Raw genomic sequence first — 16,452 nt, 5'->3', positions numbered from 1 at the left:
TAATCTTCTGAAGATACAACAAGAGCCTGAGAGAAAATCGCGTTTCCTCTCAGGCTCTCTTGCTGTGTTCGTTAGTATTATCTAGCTATTATGGGGAGCACTTAACTATTTAATCATGCGCCAACTTGCTGTGGCGGTAACCGTAGCTAAAGTAAAGAATAATCCCAATCACAAACCAGATGCCGGCGCCAATAAAGGTTTGAACCGACAAGAGGGCGATCATAACCAAGCAGGCGATCCCAGACAGGATTGGTAAGACTGGGAACCACGGCACTTGGAAGCCCCCCTTGTTCCCGATGTCCTTGCGCTTGCGCAGCGGGATGATCCCAAAGGAAACGAAGGTGAAGGCCAGCAGGGTCCCAATGTTAACCAAGCTAGTCAGTTGGTCTAAGGAAATCAGTCCCCCCATGGCGGCGATGATGACGGCCACGATCCAAAGGGCGGCTTGTGGCGTGGAACTGTGTTCATCAAGCTTGCTCAAGAACTTTGGCAAGAGCCCGTCACGCCCGATGGAGTAAACCAGTCGTGAGGAGGAGTAGGTCATCGTCACCATCATGGTGAACATCCCGACCAAGGCCCCAATCGATAAGAGGTCGGCGATCCAACCCTGGTTAACGGCCTTTAAGGCAAAGGCGACCGGGTTGGCAACGTCTAACTTGGTGTACGGAACCATCCCGGTTAAGACCACGGAGACCCCCATGTAAAGGATCGTGGCGATTACCAAGGTGCCGATGATCCCCAGTGGCATGTTCTTCTTAGGGTTCTTAACTTCGGCGGCCGAGGAAGAAATGGCGTCAAAGCCCAGGAAGGCGAAGAAGACGGTCGTCGCCCCGTGCATCACCCCACCCATCTTAAATGGTAAGAAGGGGTGGTAGTTGGCCGGCTTGATGAAGAACAACCCGACCCCGATGAAGACCAGGATAATCAAGATCTTGATCATCACGGCGACGTTGTTGATCCGCATCGAAGACCGCATCCCCCGCGATAAGATCAGGGTGACGATCAAGACGATGGCCACGGCGACGATGTTGATGTAGGTACCGTGGGCCGGATCAAAGGGCCCAGAAAGGGCGGTCGGGATGTTAATCCCAAACGAGGCGAGTAGGGAATTAAAGTAGGCCGCCCACCCGGTTGATACCGAGGCGACCGCCAACATGTATTCCAAAATCAAGGCCCAGCCCAAAACCCAACCGATGAACTCCCCAAACACAACGTTACCGTAAGAGTAGGCACTCCCGGCAACCGGAAGGGCCGAGGAGAATTCGGCGTAACACATGGCTGCCAACGCACAGACGATGGCGGCCATTAAAAAGGACAGGGTCACCCCCGGCCCGGCATCATTGGCTGCTACCGTGCCGGGAAGGATAAAGATCCCGGTCCCGATCACTGCCCCGATCCCGAGGGTCATCAGGTCGAAGGCAGTCAGTGACTTCACGAACTTTTGGTCGGCCCCCAAATAGGTTTGAAGGCTCTCCTTTCGCATTATCTTCAGACTCATAATCGCTAACCACCTTTGCTATAATTTATGATAAAGTCTACTTAAACATGATAGAGAACATATTATTAAAAGTCAATTAAATTTTAATGAGGTGAGTTTTGTGGCAATTGAAGTAACCGCCGGCGCCGTCGTTTACCGGCATGGCCAAGCAGGAATCGAGTACCTTCTCTTACAAAGCATGAACAAGGGCAACTTCTGGGGTTTTCCCAAGGGACACGTGGAAGCGGGCGAAAGCCTAGTCGAAACGACGACCCGCGAAATTAAGGAGGAAATCAGCCTCCAAGTCGCCGTCGACACCAGCTTTTCGGTTTACACCGAATACGACCTGCCCAACGGTAACCGCAAGCAGATGACCCTGTACTTAGCCGACTTTGATCAAGCGGCCGGCCTCCACTTGCAGGCCGAAGAAATTAAAAACGCCGGCTGGTTTGATTACCAAACGGCGCGGCAAAGGCTGACCTACGATAACTTAAAGGACCTGCTTGACCAGGTCAACGCTCACCTGGAGGAAGCATAATGGCGGGAACAACTAAGCCCGTCTTTGTGATCACCGGGGCGGCCGGGAGCGGCAAGACAACCGTGGCCAAGTACCTAAAGGATACCTACCAAATGGCTAAGGTGATCACCCACACCACCCGTGCCCCGCGGCCGGGTGAAGTTGATGGAGTCGATTACTACTTTGAAAGCCCCACGTCAATTAAGGACCGCCACTTGCTGGAACGGGTCGAGTACGATGGCCACCTCTACGGCTCTTCTTACGAGGGGCTAGAGGCCGGCTGGGCCAAGCACCCGGCCGACGTGATCGTCTTGGATACCGCCGGCGCTTTGACCTACCACCAGGCCCTGGGGGACCAAGCGGTGGTGATCTTTTTGACCGTTAGCAATCCGCAAACCCTAGCCAAGCGAATCAAGGAGCGGGGCGACCAGTTGGATGCCGTGAAGTCACGCCTGACGTCTAACGAGTACCGCCGCGATCAATCGCTACCGGACTACTTGAAGGGGATTGCCCACGTGATCGTCAATGACGACTGGGCCCAGACCACGCAAAGCCTGGACGCATTAGTCGCCCAGGTCGCCCCCGGGGTGGTACAATCAAGCTAGTTTCAAAAACGTAATCATTACTAAAAAAGGTGGGATAACCGTGGATAAACTCATTACCCAAGCCGAAACGATCATCAAAAATCACCAGTTGCGTTTAACCAAGCAACGCCGCTCCCTGATTGATTTGCTGGTTCACCAGCCGGACCACTACCTAGACATCACAATGGTGGACCGCTTGATGCGGGACATGTACCCCGGGATCTCCCACAACACGATCTACCGCAACCTCGAGGAATTTGAGGAAATTGGCCTGGTGGAAATCACCCAGCGGAGCAACTGCAAGGCGGTGAAGTTTTCTTGTGAGGACGGGGCCCACCAGCACCACCACCACTTTATCTGTCAAAAGTGCGGCCGGGTCCAAGAGATTCAGATGCCTAAGTGGCCGACCAATTTTTATGAACAACAGTTGCCGGGGGTCCAAATCACCGGCCACTCCTTTGAGCTCTACGGTCTTTGCGCCCAGTGCGCTAAGGAAGCCGGGTCAAAATAAATTCACGGGAATATAAGAATCTTTTAAACGTTACGAATCGCCGGCTAGTGTATAATTTGTAATGCTAATTTGTAATGCTAAAAAGGGGGATGAGAACGAAATGCCATTAAACACACCACCATTTATTACACCGTTTGCCCTGGTGTCGGTGGTCCTCGCCTTGGGGGCGACCAACGTGGTGGTCAACAAGACGACCAACACCAATAACGGAGCGGTGGTAGTTTCTTCGGGTTCCCGCTCGACGTCAACGAACTCCGGGCCAGCCAATAGCGCAAGCAAGCCGAGCGATGACGGCAGTGATAAGGATAGTAGTCAAACGCCGGGGAACACGACCGATTCTTCGTCGGCTAACAAGACCAACACGACTAACAACACGACCACCAATAATAACGACACGACGGCTAATGACGGCGGGAGCACCACTAGCTCGTCCACTAAGAGCACGGGAACCACCAACACCCCCAATTCTTCGTCGTCAACCAACAACACCAAGAACAATAACACCACAACGGGGGCGACCACCAATAACACGGCGGGAACCACCACGACAACCACTAACTAAGGAGGGGCGCCATGTTTTCATTACTGGACATGATCAATGGGTCGCTGGGTTACTTTAACCTCAGCGTCAAGATTAAAAACCGGATTTACGTGGGCCTGGCCTTTTTTGGTGACCTGTACCTGATCTACGTCACCTTCATGCTCCTAAAGAACCAGTCCTGGCTGCGGGGCTTTTTGTACTTCTTGGCCGTGGTGGGGGTAACTTACTACCTCTACTTGAACGCCGTTTATTATTTCCTGGGAAAAACCTCGCGTTTTGACTTCCTGTCGCCTTGGCTATCTAAGTTGACCGGGACGACGCGTGAGACCCCCGAAGAAAAGGAGCGTCAGCGGCTCGAAAAGCTGGCCGCCCTGCAAAAGCAAGCAATGGGGGCGTCCAACGGGTTATTCACTGGTGAAGACGTGATCCAAGCCGAGGTCGAAATCGATTCCCGCGAGCAAGAAAACCTCCGCAAGGTGGTCGACCACCTAGTCGCAGAAGGGGTCCTACTCGCCGACTACAACGGCCTGGACGACGACGGGATTATCACCCAGTACCAAGAAACCGGCCAGCCGGTCGACGCCTTAAACGTTGGCCAGCAGCCACCTTACTTTGAACTGGTTCACGATCCTTTGGGCCACCGCTTGGAGATTTACATGGGGCTAAACCAGATGGAAAAACGGCCGGTCGGCCACATCAAGCGGGTCGGCTTGACCGACGTTCACACCGCCCACGACCAGTTTGACCTCTACTTGGCCAGCCTCTACGTCACCGGGGGGCCACGCAAGATCCCGGGTCGGCGGGGTTCAACGATCCTGACCGATGGCGACTTTGGCCTGGTTGCCCAAGTGGCCTACCGGGACCGCCAGGGTCAAACTGATAGTTCAACCACGACGGGCGCACCAACCCAGCCGCTGGGGGCCCGGGAACGGGCCCGGCGCCGCCATTAACCAATCAAAAAAAGCACCCCGCGGGGTGCTTTTTTTGATTGGTGGCTAAGTACGGGCAAAGAACGCCGCCTGGGGCGCCAACCATTTGCCCTAGCTTAGCCCACGGCCTGCCAATGGCTGGTCCGCACTTCCATAACGTGCTTCCAACCACGTGCCTAGTGCCTAAGCAGGCTGAAGAACGATGCGTACCGCATCAACCTTCACCCAAGCTTAGTCATACGGCCCGTCGAGAAGGTTGGTCGCACTTCCACCTTAGTACTTCACCACGTACTGCAGTTGGTAGTGTTGAGGCTTACCCGGGCGCAGGACCGTGTCGCCAAAGGCCGGGTTGTTAATGGCGTCGGGGAGGGTTTGACCTTCCAGGGCCATGGCCATCCACGGTTGAGCGGGGTGGTCGAGGTCCTTGACGTCATTGTCCAAGCCGTTGGCCGTGTACATGATCATGGCGTTACGGTCGGAGTAGATCTTAACTTCACGCCCGGTAGCCGGGTCGTTCATGATGGCGACCGGCATGTGGTCCAGGGTATTGCTTGGTTCCACCACGAAGTAGTCGTCAAAGCCGCCCTCAACGGTTTGGGCCTTCATTTGGGCCAAGGCGTCGCCCATCCGGGTAGCAGTGGCGAAGTCGTACGGGGTGCCCTCGTTAACCAGCTTTTCGCCGGTCGGGATCTTACCTTCGTCCACGGCCAGGTGGTGTTTGGAGTTTAAGGTCAGCTTGATGTTTTCGATCGTGTCGTCGTCGCTGATGTTCCAGTAGGTGTGGTTGGTCGGGTTAAACAGGGTTGGTTGATCGCTAGAAGCGAAGAAGTCGATCGTCAAACTGTTGTCCTTGTGGAGGGTGTAGACGATCCTGGCGTTTTCGGTCCCCGGGAAGGTGTCCATTTCCTCGGTGAAGGTCTTGGTGAAGATCACTTGAAGTTGGTCGTCGACTTGGTCGGTCACGGCGTCCCAAATTTGGTCCTTAAACCCGTGGGAACCCCCGTGGATGTTGTTGTTCCCCTCATTTTGTTCAACTTGGTACTCTTTGCCATCGATAAAGAAGTGGCCGCCGCCGATTCGGTTAGCCACCCGGCCAATCGACTTGTTTAAGCACAGACCGTTGTCCATGAAGCCGGCCACCGTGTCGGAGGACAGCACCAGGTTCTTGTGGCCGCCGTCCTTCGTTGGAACGGCGTAGGCCTGCAGCAAAGCGGCCAGGTTCAAGACGCTAACTTGAACGCCGTTATCGTTTTCCATCGTGTACTTAATGACGTCTTGGCCCTGCCAAGTACCAAAGGTTGAAGTCGTAATTTGCATATCAAAAACATCTCCTTGATGAATTAGTAAGCGTTTTCCACGTTCCCTATTGTAGCATAGCTAAGGGCGCGTGCGGCTGTTTTTCGTAAAACTTTACTAAAACTAACTTTGGAACAATTTGTGACATTTGTCTTATAATAAATCAAAAATCCTAAAATCAACCTGTTAGAGATCGGTGTCCCACTCTATAATGTGGGGCGTTAGTTTGGAATGGAGGACCGGGAAATGAAAGCCAACCGAACCGTGCGGGACTTTGAAGTCGCCTTGATGAACCTACTGCTGACCACCTCATTTGAAAGGATCACCGTCGATCAGATTTGCGACGAGGCCCTCCTGCACCGGAGCAGCTTTTACCGCTACTTTCATGATAAGTACGACCTACTCGAGCAAGCCTTAGGGGCCTGGGTGGAGCGGATTGTTGACCAAACCGCCACCGAAGACGACCTGATCGAAGCCTTAGTCAGCCAAATCGAAGCCAACCGGGCTATGTTTTCCAACCTGGCCAACGGGGGGATGCGGAGTTCCTTTTCGGCCGAGTTGATCCGGATGATTGCCGAGATCTTACTGGCCCGGCGCCAGACGCCGAGCCAAAATACGATCGTGGTCGCCCTCAAGAAGGCGGAGAACCCGGAAATGCTGGCCTACGTCTTGAGCGGGGCAATCATGGGCGCCTTTTACTGGTGGCAAGAAAACAACTACCACGTCCCGAAAGCAGAGGTCGTCACCTTCATCAAGCGGTCGGTGCACGCCCTGGTCCAATAGTTTCAAACCAAAATCAATTGAGAGAGAGGAAAAGATCAATGTGGGAAATGATCAAGGCCGAATTTCGGCATATTCGGCGTAATCGCCTCCTGTTGTTATCATTTATCGTGATTTGTTTTATCCCCTTCTTGTACAGCATTTTCTTCTTGAAGTCGGTCTGGGACCCGTACGGGAGCACCCAAAACTTACCGGTCGCCGTGGTTAACGAGGATCGCGCCGTTAAGTACCAGGGGCAAACCCTAAAGGTCGGCGCCCAGCTGGTTCAGGAATTAAGGAAGAATAAGCAGCTCAAGTGGGAGATTGTGTCTAAGCAAACGGCTAAGGAGGGGCTAGCCCACCGTAAGTACTACACGGTGGTGACGATTCCAAAGGACTTCTCTAAAAACGCCGCCACCGTCTTGGATCAGAGCCCTAAGAAAATGGAGCTGAAGTACGAAACTAACGGCTCCTTGAACTACATCGGCCAAGTCATTAGCGAAATGGCGATGACCAAGCTCAACCAAAAGATCCGCGCCCAGGTGACCCAGTCCTACGCCACCACGATGATCAAGTTAGTCAAACAGGTGGGGACCGGCTTTAATCAGGCCGCCAGCGGGGCTAAGCAGATTAGCACCGGGATGGTGACCTTAAATTCGGGGACCAACCAGTTTGTCGCCGGGGTTTCAACGGTTAACAACGGGGTCCAAACCCTACAAGCGGCCGTGACGCCCCTAGCTAGTGGCGCCAGTCAATTGGCTTCGGGAAGTACGACCTTAGCCAGCGGGGTTAACCAATACACCAGCGGGGTGGGCCTGTTAGCGGCCGGTTTAACCAAGTTGAGCGCCAATTCGGCGGCCTTAAACGCGGGGACGGCCACCCTGGCCAGCGGGGTCAACCAGTACACCAGCGGGGTGGACCAACTCGGCAGTGGCCTGACGACCTTAAAGAACAACTCGGCCAGCCTGCGCAGCGGGGCGGCCAGCCTGAACCAGGGGGCTAGTCAGTTAAGCAACGGGGCGAGCCAGTTAAACGCCACCGTTAACAGCTCGCTGGGCAGCCTGGACTTCACCGGGATCATGTCCGCCATGAACCAGGCCAGCCAAATGAAGAGCAGCCTGGCCAGCCTCCAGTCCGGCTTGACCCAAGCCCAGAGCGCCCTTTCCGCGGTCAGCACCGAAGCGAACCAGTTAAAAACGGCTTCGAGTGCCTTAAGTGGGGTCAGCTCGGCGGCTAGCTCCCTGAGCGGGGTGGCCCAAAACGACGCCGCGATCGCCCAGTCGGCCGCCGCCTTGGCCCAGTCGACCACCGACGCCACCACCAAGGCCCAGCTAGAGACGATTGCCCAAAAGGCCCAGTCCAACGTGACGACCATCCAGGGCTTGGGGACGGCTTTAAGTCAGGTCAACAGCTTGAGCACCAGCCTGAGCGGCCTGCAAAGCCAACTTAACAACCTGGCTAGCTTACAGACGACCTTGAGCGGCGCCCAGACAACTTTGAATCAGGCCAACCAACTGTTGACGACCCTGCAGGGCTACCAAGGGGCGTTGTCTGCCATGCCAAGCCAACTGGCGGCCCTCAAGCAGGCGACTAACAGCTTGGCCAGCGGGGCGGCCAGCCTGCAAAGCGGGATGAGCACGGCCCAAGCTGGGATTAACCAATACACGGCCGGGGTGGACACGGCCGCTAGCGGTGCCAGTCAATTGAGTGCCAACTCAGCTAGTCTGACCAACGGGGCTAACCAACTCCAAAGCGGGGTTAGCCAGTACACGGCCGGGGTTAACCAAGCTAACGCCGGGACTGGTCAGTTAACCGCTAATTCGGCGGCCCTGGTTAGTGGGGCCAACCAATTAGCCACCGCCCTGATTCAACTCAACGCCAAAGTACCAAGCTTGGTCAGTGGGGTGAGCGCCCTGGCTAGCGGCACCCAGAAGTTGGTCGATAATTCGCCAGCCCTGGTGGCCGGAACGGCGAAGTTAAACGCCGGGGCCGGTGAGCTAGCTGATAAGTTGATTAGTGGCGCCGAAAAGGTTAATGCGGTGCAACCAAGCAAGAAGGCCGCCAAGATGTTTGCGGCCCCGACCACCGTTAAGCACACCAATTACAGCTACGTACCAAACTACGGCCACGCCCTAGCGCCGTACGTCTTGTCGGTGGCTCTATACGTGGGGACCTTGATCTTTAACTTCGTCTACCCAATTCGCCGGGTCGCCTTGTTTGGTCGTAAAGCCAGCGCCTGGTGGGCCAGCAAGTTAGCCGTCGGGATGACCAGCGTCACCGTGATGGCTCTGGCGGAAGGCGGCATTATGATGCTGTTGGGCCTCCAAGTCCTACATGTGCCGTCCTTTTTCTGGACCCTGATCCTGTTTGGCTGGGCCTCGATGGCCGTGGTCATGTTCTTATCGATGACCTTCGATAACCCGGGCCGGTTTGTGGCGATGGTCCTCTTGATGCTCCAACTCGGGGGCTCGGGGGGGACCTTCCCGATGCAGGTGACGATGAAGTTTTATAACGTCATCCACTGGTACCTGCCGATGACCTACTCGATCCTGGGACTGCGCAACGGGATTAGCGGCGGCCTGGGAGCACATTACGTGGCCTTTTGCAACAGCGTCTTACTTGCGATCACGATCGTTTTTGTAATATTATTGCTCGTTTCGATGATCTACCTACAACGCCATCACTACGCCGGCAAGTCCGAGCTTGACAATAATCAAGAGCTCCTCGGCCCGGAAGCAGACGATGACGGAATGCACCTCAAGGACCGTCAGTAAAGCGTCTGATAATTAGATAATAAATATTAATAAGCGTCGGGACACTCCCGGCGCTTATTCTTTTGTGTGAAATTTTAACGTTACCAAATTGTTATCTTGACGTAAAAAATAAAGGTGTTTACCCGTGGTGCTAGTTAATTTTTTCCTAGAGGAAAATGTCTAAACATGTTGGTAAATCAACAAAAAAAACGCATATAGTAGTCTTAAAACTCCCAAGAAATGAGGACTACATATGCGTTCATCAAAATATAATGAACATTATACAGATACTTTTATAACATTCAAGGAAATTATGAGAACTGTTTCTAACATATACCACAATTGTGTACCAGATAAGATTAAAAACCGAAGAAATACTGATTAACTGAAGCAACGCGATACAGTGATTATTGCTTGTGTTATATGGGGCATAATTAATGGCTATACTAGCCAAAGAGCCACGTATAGAGCGGTTTGTTCCGTCTTATTTCCTAATGGTGACTTTCCTAGTAGGAGTCGATTCACTCGCTTAAGTTCAAACTTAGCTTACACTATCAAGATTATTCGATACTTTTTCATCAAGAAGCTCACCAAAGGTGAACTAGTCGGAATTATAGATAGTTTTCCTAGTCCATCATGTAAACCAGTTAGAAATAGACAAGCAAAACTATTGAATCAAATAGCCAAAGTTGGCTATAACTCAACAAAAAAATCTTATTTTTATGGTCTTAAAATTCATATGATCGTTACTAAGACTGTCTTTCCGATTACTTACTCAATCACTAATCCAGGTGTCCATGACGTGAAAGTGTTAGAGACTTTATCGGAAGAAGCGAATCTTCCCAATATCCTAGGGGACAAAGGATATATTAGCCATAAAATCCATGAAAAGCTTGCCCTTAAGGGCATTACTATATCCGTTCCGCCACGTAAAAACATGGATAAATCAGAAAAACTAGACCACAGCTTACTTGGAAAACAAAGAAAAATTAGGTTGTCAAAATTTCAACTCACGTTCTGTTAAAGGGCTAGAGAGTAGATTTGAAAGCATATTACTGGCTTACAGTGTTCTATTAAGTCGAGCACAACGACGTTTTGAAGGAACTTTGAGATATTCTTTAGGATATTAAAATTAACTAGCACCACGGGTTATTTATAGTATATTATGTCAAAAGGAGAAGTTAGATGAACAATCAAATCACACTAGCGTATTTAGATTATGATGATCTAGATGCTTTACAAGTTGTAAGTGTTGTCAGTTTTTATGAATCGTTTATCGATGGCGCAGATCCACTTGATATGCAAGGATATTTACAGACACAATTGACAACTGAAATATTGGCAGTAGAATTGGCACAGTCAACCAGTAAATTTATTGGTATTAAGGATCATCAAATACTCATTGGTTATATGAAAGTCAATGATGAAAAAGATGCTATAGAGATTCAACGGATCTATCTGCTCAAAGATTATCAAAACAAAGGGTTAGGGCAACGGTTACTCGATGAAGCGAATCGTTATGCTAAAACGAAACAAAAACGTTATTTACGTTTGGCTGTTTATGAAAAAAATCATGCAGGTATTCGTTTTTATGAACGTCATGGATTTAAAAAAATCGGGATCAAACATTTTCCTTTAGGAAAACAAGATCGTATTTGTCCGATTTTAGAAAAAGAAATCTAAAAAAACGTCCTCACTTTTGATGCTGAGGACGTTTTTTTAGACTGGTAATGGAACCACAATTCGCTTTCCTTTTTGATAAATCGCTAATTCCGTCACACCTTTTGCTTTTAAGTTTGCTTGCGCTGAGCTGTGCTATACTATTCTCTATCACTAATCATTTGAATGGAGTAATCATGCCAAAAAATAAGATTAGCCTCTTTTCCGGGGTGATGCTGGCGCTATCGTCTCTGATCGGCTCTGGCTGGCTGTTTGGTTCGGGGACGGCCGCCAGGGTTGCTGGTCCGGCCGCCATTATTTCCTGGGTAATAGGGGCGGCGATCATGATCCTGATCGCCTTTAACTACGTTGAATTGGGGACCATGTTTCCCGAAAGCGGGGGAATGAGCCGCTTTGCTCAGTACAGCCACGGGCCCTTACTGGGGTTCTTAGCTGCCTGGGCCAACTGGGTCTCTTTGATCACCCTGATCCCGATCGAAGCAGTTGCCTGTGTCCAATACATGGCTGGTTGGCCGTGGAAGTGGGCCAACTGGACGGCCAACTTTATGCACGATGGGGCAATCACGACCGAGGGGCTCTTGGTCGTGTACGTCTTCATGCTGGTCTTTACCCTAATCAACTTCTGGTCGGTCAAGGTGTTGACCCGCTTTACCTCCTTAGTCGGGGTCTTTAAATTAGTCATCCCGACCTTGACGATCGTGACCTTGATCGTGGTCGGCTTTCACCCGGGGAACTTCGGCCACAGCACCGCGACCTTCATGCCAAACGGGACCCGCGGGATCTTTGAGGCGGTGACCGTTTCTGGGATCATCCTCTCTTACGACGCCTTCCAAACCGTCATCAACATGGCCGGTGAAATGGTGAACCCGCAAAAAAATATCTTCCGCGGGGTGTGGATCTCCCTGACGATTACGGCGGTGATTTACATCGCCCTGCAGGTCGCCTTCATCGGGGCGGTCGACCCAACCACCTTGGCGAAGGTGGGCTGGCAGGGGATTAATTTCTCCTCGCCCTTTGCCGACTTGGCGATTCTGTTAGGATTGACCTGGCTGTCAATCCTCTTGTACATGGACGCCTTCGTTTCGCCGTTTGGGACCGGGGTGACCTTCGTGGCCACCTCGGCGCGGACGTTAGCGGCGATGACGCGCAACGGCAACATCCCAGCCTGGCTGGGACGTTTAAACCGCCGCTACATGATTCCGCGCTTTGCCATGGTGGCCGACTTGGTCTTGGCGATGGTGCTGGTCTTCTTCTTCCGCGACTGGTCCAAGCTGGCGACGGTCGTTTCGGTTTCAACCTTCGTGGCCTACGCCACCGGGCCGGTAACCGCCGTTTCCCTGCGCAAGATGCGGCCTAACTTCACCCGGCCCTTCAACTCCAAGGCCCTGTCTTGGGTCGCCCCCTTATCCTTTGTCTTGACCAGCATGGTCATTTACTGGGCGATGTGGCCAACGACCGTCGAAGTGATCTTCGTGGTTGTTTTGGGGTTACCAATTTACGCCTACTACCAAGTTAAATACGACCACGTGCCGCTCCGGACGCAACTGAAGGGGTCCTTATGGATGCTCTTTTACCTGGTCACCCTGTCGGTGCTTTCCTACGTCGGGAGCAAGGGCTTTGGCGGGACCGGTTTGATCGAGTACCCGTATGACTTCGTGGTGATCACGATCTTGTCCTTAATCGTTTACCGCTGGGCGATTGCCTCGCGGATTGACGGGCCAGACCTAAAGGAGGCCGCCAAGGTCAACGAAGACGTGGTGATTGATGAGCAATAGGAAGTGCGACCCAGCCATTAAAGCAGGCCGTGGGCTAAGCTAGGGCAAATGGTTGGTGCGCCAGCACCGTTCTTTGCCCGTACTTAGACACTAGGCCTGCGGCTGAGGAGCACGTTATGGGATTGGAAAATTTTCCAATCCCATTTTTAATTGGGGCTTGTCACCCTCCGGCACCCCGCTTATGATGGTTTTAATATCATTATGGTTATTTTGAGGAGGGAAACCATGGAAAACGCACGCCACGGCTGGTGGTATAACCAGCTCTTTACCAACTGGAAGAAGTTTGAGGTTATCTACGTTAGCGTCCTCATCGCCCTACAGGTGCTCGTTTATCTAATCGCACCGGATAGCGTGATCGGGATGGTGTCGGGGGTCTTTGGGACCTTGTGTTTGGTCTACGGAATGAAGGGGCGCAAGATTTCCTTTATCTTCGGGGTGATTCAGTGCCTAGCGATGACCTACGTCGCTTGGATCTCGCACGCCTACGGTTCCTTTGCCATGGACATCTTCTACGTTATCTCACAACCAATCGGCTGGTTCATGTGGGGCCACGACGAAGCAACCAAGCGCTTCTCGAGCCGCACCCGGGGCTTAATCTTTGGCGGTGCCTTTGTGGCCTGGGCGATCGGTTGGTGGATCTTAGCGACCGTTCACGGCCAGCTACCCTACTTTGATTCGATTAACTTCGTCGTTTCCTTCATCGCCCAAATTCTTTACATCCTCAAGTTTGAGGAAAATTGGTCACTATGGATCGTTGTCAACTTGGCGAACATCATCTACTGGGGGATCTTAGCCGTCCAAGTGATGACTGGGGCGACCCACATTGGTTCCTTGGGGGCCAACTTATCGCAGGTGGCCCTGCAAGCGGCCCTCCTGTTCAACTCGGTCTACGCCACGAAGGTGTGGTCGAGCGGGGAGGCCGATAACGAAGGTGGGGCCGGAAAGTAATTGCAGATCTAAAAAGGCGCCAGCCTAGTTCGAACTACGAACGGGCGGGCGCCTTTTAGCGTTATCGGTTAACTTGAACGGTTTGGGTGGTGAACTTGGCCAGGGCTGCCTGGTCGACTTCAAATCCCAGCCCAACTTGGGTCGGCACGTCAATCATGGCCCCATTTAGGGTAACCGGCGGGGTGGTGATGTCTTGGTCGAAGTAGCGTGCGGCGGCTGAAATGTCGTTAGGGAGGGTGAAGCCGGGGAGGGTGGCAACGGCCAGGTCAAAGGCCCGCCCGATCCCGGTGGCTAACATTCCCCCGCACCAGCATTCTAAGCCGTGCTGGCGGGCAAAGTCCTGGATCCGTTTGGCGGCGCTCAGTCCTCCCACCCGGGCGACCTTAACGTTAATGATCCGGCCGCTGCCCAGCTTAGCCATCGTGGCGGCGTCTGCTAAGGAGTTGATACTCTCGTCTAGGCACAGGGCGGTCGCCAGTTCGGCTTGGAGGGCGGCGTGTTCGACTAGGTCATCGGCGCCTAAGGGTTGCTCGATCATGGTTAAGTGGAGGTCGTCAAGCCGTTTTAGCAGGGGGAGGTCGCTGAGCCGGTAGGCCGAATTGGCGTCGGCCATCAGCATCGCGTTCGGGTAGGCCTCCCTAACCGCCCACAGGTAATCGTAGTCATGCCCCGGCTGGATCTTCATCTTGATCCGCCGGTAGCCGGCCGCCAGGTAGTCGCCCACCTTAGTCACCAGTTCCGCTGGGGAGGGTTGGATGCCGATGCTGACGCCGGCCTCGACTTGGGTCTTGGTACCGCCGATCGCCTGGGCTAGAGACTGGCCGGTTCGCTGGGCAAAGAGGTCCCACAGGGCGCAGTTGATGGCGGCGCGGGCCATTTCGTTGTGGCGGACGTAGGAAAACAGGGCGTCACCGTCATCGGGATGGGCCAGGGGCGTCTTTAAGAGGCGGGGGAGGAGTTGGCGCTCTAACAGGGCCCAGTCGCCGTCTAAGAATTCCGGGGTGTAAAAGGGAACCTCAAAGGCGGCCCCCTCGCCAAAGCCGTGGTGGCCTAACTCGTCAACTAGTTCTAAGATCAAACACTGCTTGGCGCCCAGCTGTCCAAAGCTAGTCGTGAAGGGGTGTTTGAGGGGCAAAGAAAGGCGATAGAGGGTGGCTTGAACAATTTGCATGTTAACACTTCCTAAAAAGGCCGGGAGACGTGCTCTCCCGGCCCTGGTTATATTTAATATTATCCCTAACGACCTGCTTAATGGCTGGGTCACACTCACTGATAACGTGGAAAATGACCACAGACCTAGTGCCTAAGTACGGGCGAAGAACGGTGCCAAGGCACCAACCTTCTCCCTAGCTTAGTCATACGGTCTGTCGAGAAGGTCATTTCCCACGTCCTTTATTCCGTCAGCAAGTACTTTTGGAACCGGTGCAGGTCCTCAGGGGCGATCTCTAACCGTAGCTTGGTACCGTCCGGTAGGTAGTCGGTGTCCAAGATGGTGGTGTGTTCATTGAGGTAGGAAACCACGTGACCGTCGGCAAACGGCACCAACAGGGTGGCCTCCTGGTAGTCCTTAAAGAGGTGCTGGCGGATGACCTTGACGATCAGGTCGATGGAACTGTCCTGCTTAGCCGAAACGATGACCCGGTCTTCACCCTCCATGGTCGGGAAGGACACCTCGGTCTTGTCGGCCTTGTTAAAGACGTAGACCATCGGGATGTTTTCGATCCCAATTTGGCGCAGGGTTTCATCGGTCGTCGCCATCATTTCCTCGTGGTGGGGATCAGAGTAATCGATCACCTGGATCAAGAGGTCGGCGCTGGCAGCTTCGGCTAAGGTTGATTTAAAGGCTTCGATCAGGTGGGTCGGCAGTTTAGAAACGAAACCGACCGTGTCGGAAAGCAAGAAGCGCTTTTGGTCCGGCAGGGTTAGTTGGCGCACCGAGGTGTCTAAGGTGGCAAAGAGCATGTCCTTTTCAAAGACTTTCTTTTCGGACGAGACCCCGAAGCGTTCCACCAGCTGGTTCATGATCGTCGACTTACCGGCGTTGGTGTAGCCGACTAAGGCCGCAGTGGGGATCGTATCCCGGTCCCGTTTGGCCCGCTTGGTTTCTTCGGACTTGGCGATTTCCTTGAGTTCGTTGCGTAGGTGGGCGATTTGCTTTTGGATCACCCGGCGGTCCATTTCGATCTGGGTTTCCCCGGACCCCCGGTTGGCAAACCCAGCCCCCCCACCGGTTTGTTGGTCTAAGGACTGGTTGGCCGCCGTGTGTAGGCGCGGCAGGCGGTACTGAAGCTGGGCAATTTGAACCTGGATCTTGGCTTCCCGGCTCTGGGCACGTTGGGCAAAGATCTCCAAAATTAGGGCGGTCCTGTCGATCACCCGGATTTTGGTGGCTTCGGTTAGGTTGGCTAACTGACTGGGCGTCAGCTCGTCGTTAGCGATGATCGTGGTGGCTTGCTCGGCCGTAGCAAACTGGGTCAGTTCCTCAACCTTCCCCTTACCAAAGTAGGTAGCGGCGTTGGGCCGGTCGAGGGACTGGTCGAGGCGGTCGATGACTTCCATGTGGTTGGCTTGGGCCAGTTCGGCCAGCTCTAACATTGAGTACTCGTAGTTGGCCTGGCCGGTGTTTAAGCCAATGATAATCACTTTTTCACTGGGAACGGTGGTATCCATTGAGGTGAAGTT

Annotated in this window: 14 protein-coding genes and 1 pseudogene; 11 read left to right on the top strand and 4 right to left on the bottom strand. The window is 53.2% G+C overall.

Features of this window, described 5'->3' with window-relative positions:
* Positions 1 to 109: 109 nt before the first annotated feature.
* Entirely contained in the window at positions 110 to 1,498 is a 1,389-nt protein-coding gene (locus FG166_RS08905; RefSeq protein ID WP_003681266.1) for an APC family permease, read from the bottom strand.
* Positions 1,499 to 1,598: 100 nt separating this feature from the next.
* Here FG166_RS08905 and FG166_RS08900 point away from each other — a divergent pair, with 100 nt between their 5' ends.
* The 5 genes from FG166_RS08900 (at position 1,599) to FG166_RS08880 (ending at position 4,580) form a co-directional block, all read left to right on the top strand.
* On the top strand, positions 1,599 to 2,015 hold the full coding sequence (locus tag FG166_RS08900) for a bis(5'-nucleosyl)-tetraphosphatase (RefSeq protein WP_035430691.1): 417 nt from the start codon (positions 1,599 to 1,601) through the stop codon (positions 2,013 to 2,015).
* Entirely contained in the window at positions 2,015 to 2,599 is a 585-nt protein-coding gene (locus FG166_RS08895) for a guanylate kinase (protein WP_003681268.1), read from the top strand. The genes FG166_RS08900 and FG166_RS08895 overlap by 1 nt, the downstream gene beginning before the upstream one ends.
* Positions 2,600 to 2,639: 40 nt before the next feature.
* A complete protein-coding gene (locus tag FG166_RS08890; RefSeq protein WP_003681269.1) occupies positions 2,640 to 3,089 on the top strand; it encodes a Fur family transcriptional regulator in 450 nt (149 codons plus the stop codon).
* Positions 3,090 to 3,189: 100 nt separating this feature from the next.
* Positions 3,190 to 3,651 (top strand): hypothetical protein, encoded by a 462-nt coding sequence (locus tag FG166_RS08885; protein ID WP_003681271.1) that lies wholly within the window; start codon positions 3,190 to 3,192, stop codon positions 3,649 to 3,651.
* A gap of 11 nt (positions 3,652 to 3,662) precedes the next feature.
* A complete protein-coding gene (locus FG166_RS08880; RefSeq protein WP_003681273.1) occupies positions 3,663 to 4,580 on the top strand; it encodes a DUF6681 family protein in 918 nt (305 codons plus the stop codon).
* A 252-nt stretch (positions 4,581 to 4,832) separates the two neighbouring features.
* Here FG166_RS08880 and FG166_RS08875 read toward each other — a convergent pair whose 3' ends face one another.
* Entirely contained in the window at positions 4,833 to 5,876 is a 1,044-nt protein-coding gene (locus FG166_RS08875; RefSeq protein WP_003681275.1) for an aldose epimerase family protein, read from the bottom strand.
* A gap of 225 nt (positions 5,877 to 6,101) precedes the next feature.
* Between FG166_RS08875 and FG166_RS08870 the strand changes: the two genes are divergently transcribed.
* The 6 genes and pseudogenes from FG166_RS08870 to pnuC all read left to right on the top strand — a co-directional run bounded on the left by FG166_RS08870 (position 6,102) and on the right by pnuC (position 13,770).
* A complete protein-coding gene (locus tag FG166_RS08870) occupies positions 6,102 to 6,638 on the top strand; it encodes a TetR/AcrR family transcriptional regulator (RefSeq protein WP_024271724.1) in 537 nt (178 codons plus the stop codon).
* Positions 6,639 to 6,676: 38 nt separating this feature from the next.
* Positions 6,677 to 9,388, top strand: coding sequence for a YhgE/Pip domain-containing protein (locus FG166_RS08865; protein WP_003681280.1), 2,712 nt, complete (start codon positions 6,677 to 6,679; stop codon positions 9,386 to 9,388).
* A gap of 232 nt (positions 9,389 to 9,620) precedes the next feature.
* Positions 9,621 to 10,497: pseudogene (locus FG166_RS08860) on the top strand (IS982 family transposase).
* A gap of 55 nt (positions 10,498 to 10,552) precedes the next feature.
* Positions 10,553 to 11,050, top strand: coding sequence for a GNAT family N-acetyltransferase (locus FG166_RS08855; RefSeq protein WP_003681285.1), 498 nt, complete (start codon positions 10,553 to 10,555; stop codon positions 11,048 to 11,050).
* 173 nt (positions 11,051 to 11,223) lie between these two features.
* The gene (locus FG166_RS08850; RefSeq protein ID WP_035430692.1) at positions 11,224 to 12,822 is read left to right on the top strand and encodes an APC family permease; all 1,599 of its coding nucleotides are present in this window, start codon (positions 11,224 to 11,226) and stop codon (positions 12,820 to 12,822) included.
* A gap of 225 nt (positions 12,823 to 13,047) precedes the next feature.
* The gene (gene pnuC / locus FG166_RS08845) at positions 13,048 to 13,770 is read left to right on the top strand and encodes a nicotinamide riboside transporter PnuC (RefSeq protein ID WP_003685341.1); all 723 of its coding nucleotides are present in this window, start codon (positions 13,048 to 13,050) and stop codon (positions 13,768 to 13,770) included.
* 61 nt (positions 13,771 to 13,831) lie between these two features.
* Here pnuC and menC read toward each other — a convergent pair whose 3' ends face one another.
* The gene (menC, locus tag FG166_RS08840; RefSeq protein ID WP_003681292.1) at positions 13,832 to 14,941 is read right to left on the bottom strand and encodes an o-succinylbenzoate synthase; all 1,110 of its coding nucleotides are present in this window, start codon (positions 14,939 to 14,941) and stop codon (positions 13,832 to 13,834) included.
* Between the two features lie 221 nt (positions 14,942 to 15,162).
* A complete protein-coding gene (hflX, locus tag FG166_RS08835) occupies positions 15,163 to 16,440 on the bottom strand; it encodes a GTPase HflX (protein ID WP_003681293.1) in 1,278 nt (425 codons plus the stop codon).
* Positions 16,441 to 16,452: the final 12 nt, after the last annotated feature.

The sequence above is a fragment of the Limosilactobacillus fermentum genome (genome assembly GCF_013394085.1).
Taxonomy (GTDB): Bacteria; Bacillota; Bacilli; order Lactobacillales; family Lactobacillaceae; genus Limosilactobacillus; species Limosilactobacillus fermentum.
Note: the sequence above shows the minus strand (reverse complement) of the source record. Positions and strands in the feature narration are given on the sequence as shown.